This window comes from Nitrosomonas sp. Nm132, assembly GCF_900100485.1.
GTDB lineage: Bacteria > Pseudomonadota > Gammaproteobacteria > Burkholderiales > Nitrosomonadaceae > Nitrosomonas.
The window spans coordinates 64,527-76,104 of record NZ_FNDH01000005.1 but is presented as its reverse complement, the minus strand read 5'-3'; the positions used below and the strand labels follow the sequence as shown (position 1 = coordinate 76,104).

The window sequence follows — 11,578 nt, the reverse complement described above, 5'->3', positions numbered from 1 at the left end:
ACATACATGAACCCGCAAACCCTCATGATCCAGGGAACCACGTCAGATGCCGGCAAAAGCATGCTGGTTACCGCGTTGTGTCGCTGGCTGTCACGTCAGGGCGTCCGCGTTGCGCCTTTCAAGCCGCAGAATATGGCGTTGAACAGTGTGGTCAGCATTGATGGTGGGGAAATTGGTCGCGCCCAGGCGGTACAGGCATTTGCCGCTGGTCTGCTGCCTCATACCGATATGAATCCGGTATTACTGAAACCCACCACGGATAAAAGTGCGCAGGTCATCATACACGGTCATGCGATCGCCAATATGGACGCATCTGGTTTTCACAGCTATAAATCCATTGCGCTGAATGCAGTGCTTGAATCCCATGCGCGGCTAGCTGCGCAGTACGACCGGATTATCGTGGAAGGGGCTGGTTCACCGGCGGAAATCAATTTGCGCGCCAATGATATTGCCAATATGGGTTTTGCCGAAGCAGTCGATTGCCCGGTGATTCTGATTGCGGATATTGACCGTGGCGGCGTTTTTGCCCATCTGGTCGGTACACTGGCGCTCCTCAGTGAAAGTGAACAGGCGCGCATCAAGGGCTTTGTTATTAATCGTTTTCGCGGAGATATAGCCTTATTGCGGCCGGGTCTGGACTGGCTGGCGCAATATACCGGCAAACCGGTACTGGGTGTACTGCCTTATTTACATGGATTGCATCTTGAAGCTGAAGATGCCTTGCTGCATACACCTGACACTGTTGCTTCGGACAAGGAATGCTTGCGGGTTATTGTGCCAGTGCTACCGCGCATCAGTAACCACACTGACTTTGATCCCCTGCGCCTGCATCCGCAGGTCAAGCTGCAATTTATCAGCACCGGAGAAACCGTCCCACCGGCAGATCTGATTATTCTGCCTGGCTCCAAGAGCGTGCGCGCCGATCTGGACTGGTTGCGCAAACAGGGCTGGGAACAGGTCATCCGGCGGCACCTGCGCTACGGTGGCAAGCTGATCGGCATCTGTGGCGGTTTTCAGATGTTGGGAAATTGGATCCATGATCCCGACGGCCTGGAAGGCGAAACAGGCAGCGCTCAGGGACTGGCCTTTTTTGACATGGACACGACATTACAACCCGATAAATTATTACGCAATGTGCAGGGAACACTTGGCCATAAAGGGGTGACTGTGACCGGCTATGAAATCCATTGCGGCGTGACCATCTTCCAGAAAAACTATCCACCGGCAGTCTATTTGGCACAGGGTCCAGATGGCGCCATCAGTGAAGATGGGCTGATTATGGGCAGTTATCTGCATGGCCTGTTTGAATCTGCCGAGGCATGTGCGGCATTATTGAACTGGGCCGGTCTGGATGACAGCAATCAACGGTCCAATTACCAGGCCGTCCGCGATGCCGCCATTAATCGACTGGCCGATAGTGTTGACCAGTACCTGGACACCAACCGACTCTATCAGTTACTCAACCTGCAAGGCTTGTCCGCATGAATGATAGTAAAACACTGATTCTGGGTGGGGTGCGCTCCGGCAAAAGCCGATTGGCGGAACGTCTGGCGATTCAGAGCCATTTGCCAATCACTTATATTGCTACGGCCACCATTGAGGATGCTGAAATGCAGGCGCGCATTGCCCTGCACCGGGCCAACCGTCCTACTCACTGGCAGGTGCTCGAGGAACCATTGCACCTGGCTGCGGTATTGAGCCAGCAGGCGATGGAAAATCACTGTCTGCTGGTTGACTGCCTGACGCTCTGGCTGACTAATCTGCTGATCCATCCCGACACCACCGTGTTTGAACATGAGTATGCGGCCTTGCTATCTGTTTTGCCGGGCTTACCCGGGCGCATTATTCTGGTCAGCAACGAAACCAATATGGGGATTATCCCCATGGGTGAATTAAGCCGCCGCTACTGCGACGAAGCAGGCAAGCTGCATCAACTGGTTGCGCGGCAATGCGAGCAGGTTATTCTGATGGTGGCTGGTCTGCCGCACACTCTTAAGGGAAATCCTTGTGACTAGCGATACCGCACTTGACTGGCTTAAGACGCCGCTCGCAGCAGCCAATGAACAGATGCGCCAGGCAGCGCTGCAGCATCAGGCGCAGCTCACCAAGCCGCCGGGTGCGCTTGGCCGTCTGGAAGGCCTTGCGGTTCATCTGGCTGCCTTACAACATACCCTGCAACCCGGCGCTGAACGAGTGCAGATTTCGATATTCGCTGCAGACCACGGTATTGCTGCAGAGAACATTTCCGCTTTTCCCCAATCGGTCACTTGCGAGATGATCAGGAACTTTGCCGCCGGCGGCGCGGCCATTAATGTTTTGGCGCGCGCGCTTGGCGCGCAACTGGAAATCATCAATCTGGGCACCGTGCATTCAACTGATCTCCTGACGGGTGTTAAACATTATCATCTGGGAGCGGGCACCGCCAATTTTATGCACACCGCCGCGATGAGCGAAAGCCAGCTGGCGGCGGCACTCAATGCAGGCCGTATCTGTGCGGAACAGGCACGGGCAAACAACATGCAGTTATTGATAGCGGGTGAGATGGGCATCGGCAATACCACCAGTGCGACCGCGCTTGCCTGCTTGCTGCTGCATGCATCGCCCACACAACTAGCTGGAGCAGGCAGTGGACTGGATAGCAAAGGAATTACCCATAAAATCAGTGTCATCGAACAAGCGCTGGCATTGCACTACTCCCATATTCACTCACCTCTGGAAGCATTACGCCGCGTGGGTGGATTCGAGATTGCCGCATTAGCGGGTGCTTATATCCGTGGCGCCCAACTTGGTCTGCCGCTGCTGATTGATGGATTTATCAGCACCGTGGCGGCGCTCGCTGCTGAGCAGATTTTTGCGGGTAGTAAAAACTGGTTTATTTATGCGCACCAATCCGCCGAAGCTGGCCATGCATATGTTCTCAAGGTACTTAACGCCATTCCGCTGCTCGATCTGGCCATGCGCCTGGGTGAAGGCAGTGGCGCTGCCGTAGCGGTCAATCTGTTGCGCCTGGCTTGCGCGTTGCATAATGAAATGGCGACTTTTGCTGCCGCCCGGGTTTCGACCAAGAAGCAATAAATGGCGGCTACCAAAGCGTATATTGATTTGCTCAGACATGGCGACATAGGAAATGCTGAGCGTTATTGCGGCAGTTCTGATCATGCTTTGACCGAGGCTGGGTGGCAGCAGATGTGGAGGCGGGTGGAGCGAGCCCCCAGGCGATGGCAACATATCATCACTTCTCCCTTGATACGCTGCGCGCATTTTGCGCAGGCGCTGGCTGAACGCTGCGCCATTCCACTCACCCAGGACGCACGCATTCAGGAAATCCATTTCGGCGAATGGGAAGGGCGCACAGCAGCCGAGCTGATGCGGATTGATGCTGATGCACTTGCCCGCTTCTGGCAGAATCCGTTAGAAAACCCGCCTCCCCAAGCAGAGCATTTACTGGATTTTAAGGTGCGCGTGCTAGCGGCATGGCAAGACATTCAGGCTCAGTTTGCCGGCCAGAATATCCTGTTGATCACTCATGGCGGCGTCATGCGCTTGCTGCTGTGCCATATCCGGCAGCAGCCACTGGAGCGCTTGCTGGAATTTGACGTGCCTTATGCTGCCATGCACGCTGTGGAGGCGAAATGGCATGAAAACGGCTGCCAGTTGACTCTCAAGAGCGACAATTCGGCATGATCCAACCCTTTCTGGCCGCATTACAATTCCTTACCCGATTGCCGGTACACTTGTCTTCTCCACCCGGTGAGAAAACTTTGGGTTATTCCCTGCCGTTTTATCCGTTGGTTGGTTTGATGATTGGAGCATTGCTGATTGCGCTGGGCTGGTTATTGCGTGACGCTCCCCCGCTGGTGGCAGCCGCCCTGCTGCTTACTGGTTGGATTCTGCTCACTGGCGGGCTGCATCTGGATGGCCTGGCCGACAGCGCGGACGCCTGGGTTGGCGGCATGGGAAATACTGAAAAAACCTTAGCGATCATGAAAGACCCCAACTGCGGCCCGGTGGGTGTGGCAGCCATCATGCTGGTGATTCTGCTTAAATTTGTCGCCCTGCATAGCCTGTTTATTGCGCAGGAATGGATTGCCCTATTATGCGCGACTATACTGGCCAGAACGCTGATTCCGTTATTGTTTTTAACCACTCCCTATGTACGCAGTCATGGCTTGGGGACATCCCTGGCCACTCATCAACCCCGCAAATTGAACATGCTTGTGGTCGCCGCCACCCCCTTGCTTTTGCTGCAGATTACGGGCATCGCTTATTTCTGGCTGCTTGTTACGACCATTCTGACGTTTCTGGTATTGCGCTTTATGATGATGCAGCGTATCCATGGTATGACAGGGGATACGGCGGGAGCATTGATTGAGATGACTGAAACCAGTGTACTGCTGGCCGCTGTTTTGCGGGTGACCATTGATCTTTGATTGATCGCTGGTTACGCTTGAGATAATTGGAATTTGCAAATAGTTTATAAGCGTTAACCCGAATATTTCATGAATTGGCACGTGCCCTCCCTTGTCTTTTGATTAATAAGAAAGATTTTGCTCAGTCGGGTGTATGAATCACTACACCCCTCTTTCTCAAAACTTCCCTATTAATCAAAATCCTGCGTGATTATCACGCGAATTTATGAAATATTCGGGTTAACGGAAAACCATCATTGGATGGTTTGGGTTTGCTGAATCAGGCAGCGACGTCAGGCTCATTAAGCTGCGCCAGTATCTGGCGGCGCGCCGCGCCCTGTAGTTGTAATGCCGCTTGCCAATCATGCCCTGCCGCATGCACGGGTTTATCAATCAGCACTTTCAGCTCACTGCGGTGGGGGAACCACTGTCCAGCACACAGCAAGGAGCGGGTGCCGATCAGGGTAACCGGCAGCAGGGGAGTGCCGGATCGTGCAGCAGTCAGAAACGCCCCTAATCTGAATGGCATTAGTCCAGCTTCACGCCGAAATGTGCCTTCGGGGAAAAAAACCATGGATTCCCCGGCGCGGACTCGCTCCTCTAGTTTACGTACGTCTTCTATACCGCGTGCGTCATCGAAACGTTCAACAAATGCGCTGCCCAGTTGACGCAGGGGGATGGCGGCGGCCGGATTGCGCTGCAGCTCTTGTTTAGCTACATAGGCGAATTTAGCCGGCAGGATTGCCGTAAGCAGGAGCGCGTCTAGATAGCTGGCGTGATTAGCTACCAAGATCGCGGGCGTGCGGTTATTGAGATGCTGCAAGCCTTCTGCCCGCAGCGTCAGTCCGGTCAGCGCAAACGCCAGGCGCGCGCACGCTCGGGCGATGCGTCGGCGCAGTGAAAGCCCGGGTGCCAGCACAATGAGCAGCCAGGCAAAGGGTACAATAGTAGCAAAAACCGTCCAGGCCCATGCTCCCCATGCCCACTCGGCGCTGCGTCGCAGCAGATGAGTAACTTGCGCGATGGCAGCAGCACCGCCGAGGCGTACTATTTGCCACCACGGCGCACGCTGGGTGCTGCCGATTGCGCCATGCTCGTATAGCTCACGGCAGGCAGCACGGCGAATCTTGCCGCTGGAGGTCTTTAGTACCGTACGCGGCGGTGCCAGCACGATATCATCGGCTGGCATGCCGGCCAAATCGACGGCCAGGTTGTTGATTTCGGCTAGTATCCGGTCGCGCTCTATGGCGCTGCTTTCGTGTGTTTCAGCAAGTATCACCAGCCGTTCTGTACCAGTGTGCGCATTACTGGCCGGGAATACCGCTACTCCACCTTTACGCACGCTGCGCACCTGGCTTACCGCTTCCTCCAGTTCCTGCGGGTAAATGTTGTGTCCGCCGTGAATGATGATGTCCTTTTCGCGTCCGGTGAGATAAAGCTCTCCAGCCGCAATGTAGCCCATATCGCCGCTATTGAGCCACCGTCCATCGAACAGGTGCGCCGTCGCTTCGGGGTTGTGGAAATAACCGCTGGTCGCAGACGGTCCACAGAATTGCACGCGTCCCTGAGTCCGTTCGGGCAATACCCGTCCGGCAGTGTCAACAATGCGGATCGCGTGGCCGGGGAGGGGAAGGCCGCAGGAAACGATGTGCAGCGCATAGTGGTCGTCTGCCTGCGCGCAACGCGCAATATCCGAACGGGTGAGTGCGTCGCGATCCACATGATCAACCAGCGGCCCGCGTTCCAGCGGAGGAAAAGCCAGTCCCACAGAGGATTCCGCCAATCCATAGACTGGCGTCATGGCAGTACGGCTGAAACCATAGCGAGCGAAGCGCGCAACGAAATGATCGATCGTGCGCGCACTGATGGGCTCAGCTCCATTATAGGCCAGCCGCCAGCAGCTTAAATCCAGACCACTCAGATCGCGATCATCGAGCTTATTGGCGCATAACTCATAGGCAAAGTTGGGAGCCGCTGAAACGGTAGCGCGATGCCGGTCGATCGCCCATAACCAGCGCCCCGGCCGGGCGAGAAAGGAGAGTGGCGGCAGCAGCACCAGCCGGAATCCGACATAGAGGCTGCCCATGCAGGCGCCAATCAGTCCCATATCGTGATAGAGCGGCAGCCATGACACGAAGGTATCTGCGGCAGTAATGCCCGAAGCATGTTCCATCGCCCGTAGGTTGGCGAGCAGATTGGCGTGAGTGAGCACGACACCTTTGGGATTGCCGGTGCTGCCAGAAGTGTATTGCAGGAAGGCGATGTCCTGCGGCCCCAGCTCCGGAAAGGAGGAGGGGGCGTCGGGAACAGACAAATCCTTTATGGTTGTAATCGCACGAAGCGACTTGCACTGCGCGCGCAGCAGTCGTCCCAATGGTTTTACCTGGTCAATCGTGATAAGAATGCTGGCTTGAGCATTGGCGATGATGCCAGCAATGCGCCGCATGTGATCCTCGATTTGCGAAGGACGCGCTGGCGGGTATAACGGTACCGGCACACAGCCAGCATAGAGCGCGCCATAAAAAGCGGCGAAGAATTCACGTCCAGTGGGCAGCATGATTGCTACCTTGTCGCCAGAGCTTAACCCATGCTGGCACAGCAGACCGGTAGCCAATGCTTTGGCCTGCTCCTGCAGGATGCGATAGGTAATGTCCTCGGTATGCTCTTCTTCATCATAAAGCGTGATATGCACTTGCTCAGCATGCTTTGCGACATGCCAATCCAGTATTTCGGTCAGCGTGGTTGCAGTTTCCGGCGGATGGTACACCTGTTTTTCTGCAAACACGGGTGTTCCAGCCAGAGCAGGCGTTTCGGCAGCTACAGTGCTTGCCATCTGTTTGAGCAAATCACGTGGCGTTTCAGCATCGGCGAATGCTTTCTCACTCAGCTTCACACCCAATTCGCGCTCAATGCGGCTCAGTAATTCCACGCGCGCCAAGCTGTCCAGCCCGAAGTCGCGCTCCAGTGAATGATCCAAACCAAGGTGCCCGGTAGCGGGTACATTCGGCCGCAGCTCATGAGTAAGGCCGCGCACGATGTCCAGCAATCGCTCGGCATCGTTTTGTGAGTCTAGGTGCGGCGGCATTTGCATCTCGCGCGATTCCATTCTTAGGATTGAAGCAGAGAAAAATTGAGAGCTTATTCCATGCTGAATTTCCTGCTTTAAATGAGATTACAGGCACACGCTATTTCCCGCTTCCTGGGCATTAAAGAACTGTGCACAGACAGCCTGATAAGCCCAGCCCATAAATGGATGCGGGATGCGAGTCTATTAATAAGGCCGCTGGAATCCCTTTTTTTGGTACTCGGAGATCAGCGCGGTGCAAATGTCAGGCAGCTAATCTCGTCCTTGCTGTGTCCAACCCGGATGTTTTCAGTTATGCATTCAAAGTCATCATTGAACTTGCATGCTTCAATCTTGCAGGCACCAATCCCTGCCATGCGCACAGCAGCTTTAGTGTGAAGATTCCTGTTATCGAAAAATGTGTCACAACTGGGATGCACTCCGTCACCGATGGTGATGGCCCGAGCGTGGCAGCTGCTGTCGAGATTATAAGCGCACTCAGTTACGCTACATTCGGAAACGAGAGGGGTTTCGATGGTAATGGTTTTCATTTGAAATTCTCCTATTGCGTGAGAGAAGAATGCAATGAAGTAAGTGAAAACCCATGAAAGATAGAAATTTCAGTATTCTTAACCCGAATATTTCATAAATTGGCACGTGTCCTCACTTGCCTTTTGATTAATAAGAAAGATTTTGCTCAGTCGGGTGTATGAATCACTACCCCTCTTTCTCAAAACTTCCCTATTAATCAAAATCCTGCGTGATCATCACGCGAATTTATGAAATATTCGAGTTAATCACACATTTCGATTAGATGCTGCGCTCAGAATAAATCATTGTCAAGCGATATGGTAGAGAATGAGTTGGTTCAGCTATGATTTATTTTCAACTCCAACCTGCTGCAGAGTAGAGTAATTTGTTTCCGGAGCTTGAGTCAATGTGGTACTTTATATGCATAAACCGTCATGAGTCGTTCTGAATAACCATTTAGGAGGAATGAAAATGAAATTGCTTGTCATCGTAGCACTAGCAGCGCTCGGGCTTACGTTTATCGTGCTAGGCTCTGGCGCCTACAACATGGCTGCAACTGAGAAACATTGGGCGATCACGGAGAAGATGATTACGTGGGTACGTGAAAGCTCAATAAAAGCGCGTGCGGAAGAGCTGGAAGTTCCCGCGCTTGATAGTGCAGATATGCTTGCGAAAGGCTTCAAGCACTACCATGCCATGTGTACCGAATGCCATTTGGCGCCCGGTGAGCAACCCACCGAACTGGCAATGGGTCTCTACCCACAAGCGCCGGTATTCTATAAAAGAGAGCCAGTAATTGATGCAGATGAGAAGTTATATCTCTCAAAAAAATACTTCTGGGTAATCAAGAATGGTCTCAAAATGACGGCTATGCCCGCATGGGGGCTCACGCACAATGACGAGGCGATCTGGGCAACGGTTGCTTTTCTTCACAAACTTCCCGGCATGACTGCTGAACAATATGCGGCGTTCGGAGAAACGCATCGTGATGACAATCTGCACGATCATCATCACTAATAGCGACTTAATCGCTTTTTGAGGCGGGTGCTGGCATTATCGGAAGTAAAAGATAAAAGTGGCAGCCTGGATACAGAAACAAACGGGATGCTATGCGAAGAAATCGGGTGTGAACTAACGCCCGAAAGCGGAAGTTATCCCACCTACCCCGGATATTTCATAAATTCGCGTGATCATCACGCGAATTTATGAAATATCCGGGGTAACTGGCTGCTACCGACCGGTGTGGCTAGCTAGGTTACCTGCCGCAACACTACCACGGAATGGTCTTCCACTTTGATTTGGCTTTCTGCTTTAAGCGTTTCCTCATTTTCCAGCCAACCAATATCAGTGTCGAATTCCTTAATCCAGAGCGCCCCCCAATTGGTCTTGGGTAAGGTAAAAATCAACGCTTCATGGTGTGCATTGAAAATCACGTAAAAATTGTCATCTTTTACCGGTTCGCCACGTGGATAGGGATTCGGGATCGTTGCGCCATTCAAGAAAACGCCAAGTGACTTGGCATACCCCAGACCCCAATGCTTTTCAGACATCTGCTCGCCTTCTAACGTAAACCAGGCAATATCCTTTACCTCGCTTCCATGAATGGGCTGACCCAGAAACCAGTGTCTACGACGAAAGACAGGATGGTCTTTGCGATATTCGATGAGCTTCTGACAAAAAGTAAGCAAGTCTTTATCTGCATTTTCCCAGTCATACCAGGAGATCTCATTATCCTGGCAGTAGGCATTATTATTACCTTTCTGCGTACGGCTGATCTCGTCTCCTCCCAGCAGCATTGGCACACCCTGAGAAAGAAGCAGTGTGACCAGGAAGTTTCGCCTCTGGCGATTTCGCAACTGGAGCACTTTCAGGTCTTCTGTCATGCCTTCAACGCCACAATTCCACGAACGGTTGTAGTTTTCACCATCATGGCTTTTCTCATTGTTGACGTCATTATGCTTTTCATTGTAAGAAACGAGGTCATTTAAAGTGAATCCATCATGAGCGGTGACGAAGTTGATACTGGCGTATGGCAGGCGGGAAGTTTTTTCGTAAAGGTCGGAACTGCCGGTAAAACGGGAAGCGAACTCCCCGAGTGTTTGATTCTCCCCTCGCCAGAAATCACGTACGCAGTCTCGATATTTACCATTCCATTCGGTCCATACTGGGGGAAAATTTCCCACCTGATAACCACCTTCACCGACATCCCAAGGCTCAGCGATGAGCTTCACCTGACTGACGACAGGATCTTGCTGGATGATATTGAAGAACACTGAGAGGCGGTCTACATCGTGCAGTTCTCGCGCCAAAGTGGCAGCCAGATCGAAACGGAATCCATCAACATGCATTTCCAGAATCCAGTAGCGCAGGGAATCCATGATGAGTTGCAGCACGAAGGGATTGCGCATATTCAGACTGTTACCGGTGCCGGTGTAATCTTTGTAATAGCATCGATCGTCGCAAAGGCGGTAATAATACGCGTTATCGATTCCCTTGAAAGAAAGTATCGGGCCGAGATGATTCCCCTCTGCTGTATGGTTGTATACCACATCCAGAATGACCTCAATTCCGGCATGATGCAATGTTTTGACCATTTGTTTGAACTCAGCCACAGCAGCACCGGGACGCTTTTGGGATGCATATTCGCTATGAGGCGCGAAGTAGCCAATGGAATTGTATCCCCAATAATTTCGTAAACCTTGATCTATCAGATGCTTGTCATGAATGAAATAATGGATCGGCATGAGCTCGACTGCGGTGATCCCAAGCTGTTTGAAATAATCAATAATTGCCGGGTGTGCCAGGGCAGCATAAGTGCCTCGTATCTCAGGTGGAATATCTGGATGTCTGGCAGTGAGGCCTTTGACATGAGTCTCATAGATGACGGTCTCATGCCAGGGGATTTGCAGCCTGCGATCTCCGTTCCATTCAAAATGGGGTTGATGCACCACGCTTCGTGGCATGAATGGTGCGCTATCGCTATCGCTGTTGTTTTGAGCTTCCAGGCCTTTGCCAAAACGGTATAAAAAAACAGCTTCGTTCCACTTGACCTGCCCGTCGATCGCTTTGGCATAAGGATCGAGCAGTAGCTTGGCAGGATTACAGCATTGACCGTTGGCTGGATCCCAGGGTCCATGAACGCGAAAGCCGTAGCGTTGGCCAGGTTCGACGAATGGCAGATAGCCGTGCCAGCAATAGCCCGTTACCTCTGGTAGATCAACTCGCGTCTCGTTCCCTTTCTCATCGAAAAGGCACAGCTCAATCCGTTCGGCAGTTTCCGAAAATACTGAGAAGTTTGTTCCAGAGCCATCATAAACGGCTCCCAATGGATAAGGTTGTCCGGGCCATACTTTCATATTTTTCTAGGTAGATTAAAGTTTGCTTGCATGATTAATTTCTATACTAATCCTAATAGCCCGATTCACGCTAGGGTTACAATCCACCAGATGGTAGACTTAGCTGATTTTCTCAGTTCTTTATCATTTCGATATTCAATGAAAGGTTAGCCAACAGCAATAACTTAAGCTTCATGTGGAGTGAAACACTACATGAAGAAAATTGAGTTTGCCAGAGT

The 11,578-nt window shown here is 52.3% G+C and carries 9 protein-coding genes; 6 read left to right on the top strand and 3 right to left on the bottom strand.

The genetic code is table 11. From position 1 onward, the window contains the following. The first annotated feature begins 6 nt into the window (after nucleotides 1-6). From BLP80_RS03480 to BLP80_RS03460, 5 genes are read left to right on the top strand one after another with little or no spacing between them, the layout of a single operon-like run. Complete coding sequence (locus tag BLP80_RS03480; RefSeq protein ID WP_090540178.1) at nucleotides 7-1,485, top strand: cobyric acid synthase; 1,479 nt, start codon at nucleotides 7-9, stop codon at nucleotides 1,483-1,485. Then, nucleotides 1,482-2,015 carry a bifunctional adenosylcobinamide kinase/adenosylcobinamide-phosphate guanylyltransferase gene (gene cobU / locus BLP80_RS03475; protein WP_090540176.1) on the top strand — a complete coding sequence of 178 codons (534 nt, stop codon included), beginning with the start codon at nucleotides 1,482-1,484 and terminating at the stop codon, nucleotides 2,013-2,015. The genes BLP80_RS03480 and cobU overlap by 4 nt, the downstream gene beginning before the upstream one ends. After that, the gene (gene cobT, locus BLP80_RS03470; RefSeq protein ID WP_090540175.1) at nucleotides 2,008-3,075 is read left to right on the top strand and encodes a nicotinate-nucleotide--dimethylbenzimidazole phosphoribosyltransferase; all 1,068 of its coding nucleotides are present in this window, start codon (nucleotides 2,008-2,010) and stop codon (nucleotides 3,073-3,075) included. Before cobU ends, cobT begins: the two co-directional genes overlap by 8 nt. Continuing rightward, nucleotides 3,076-3,684, top strand: coding sequence for a histidine phosphatase family protein (locus BLP80_RS03465; protein ID WP_090540173.1), 609 nt, complete (start codon nucleotides 3,076-3,078; stop codon nucleotides 3,682-3,684). Then, nucleotides 3,681-4,430, top strand: a complete 750-nt coding sequence (locus BLP80_RS03460) for an adenosylcobinamide-GDP ribazoletransferase (protein ID WP_218120362.1) — start codon at nucleotides 3,681-3,683, stop codon at nucleotides 4,428-4,430. Before BLP80_RS03465 ends, BLP80_RS03460 begins: the two co-directional genes overlap by 4 nt. 259 nt (nucleotides 4,431-4,689) lie before the next feature. On the opposite strand, the gene BLP80_RS03455 is transcribed toward BLP80_RS03460, so the two are convergent. Together BLP80_RS03455 and BLP80_RS03450 are read right to left on the bottom strand one after the other, a co-directional pair. Then, nucleotides 4,690-7,494: an AMP-binding protein gene (locus BLP80_RS03455; protein ID WP_218120361.1), complete on the bottom strand. Its 2,805-nt coding sequence runs from the start codon at nucleotides 7,492-7,494 to the stop codon at nucleotides 4,690-4,692. A gap of 227 nt (nucleotides 7,495-7,721) precedes the next feature. Continuing rightward, a complete protein-coding gene (locus BLP80_RS03450) occupies nucleotides 7,722-8,024 on the bottom strand; it encodes a DUF1540 domain-containing protein (RefSeq protein ID WP_090540171.1) in 303 nt (100 codons plus the stop codon). 451 nt (nucleotides 8,025-8,475) lie between these two features. Between BLP80_RS03450 and BLP80_RS03445 the strand changes: the two genes are divergently transcribed. Next, nucleotides 8,476-9,021 (top strand): c-type cytochrome, encoded by a 546-nt coding sequence (locus BLP80_RS03445; RefSeq protein WP_090540169.1) that lies wholly within the window; start codon nucleotides 8,476-8,478, stop codon nucleotides 9,019-9,021. Nucleotides 9,022-9,254: 233 nt separating this feature from the next. Here BLP80_RS03445 and glgX read toward each other — a convergent pair whose 3' ends face one another. After that, the gene (gene glgX / locus BLP80_RS03440; protein ID WP_090540168.1) at nucleotides 9,255-11,360 is read right to left on the bottom strand and encodes a glycogen debranching protein GlgX; all 2,106 of its coding nucleotides are present in this window, start codon (nucleotides 11,358-11,360) and stop codon (nucleotides 9,255-9,257) included. Nucleotides 11,361-11,578: the final 218 nt, after the last annotated feature.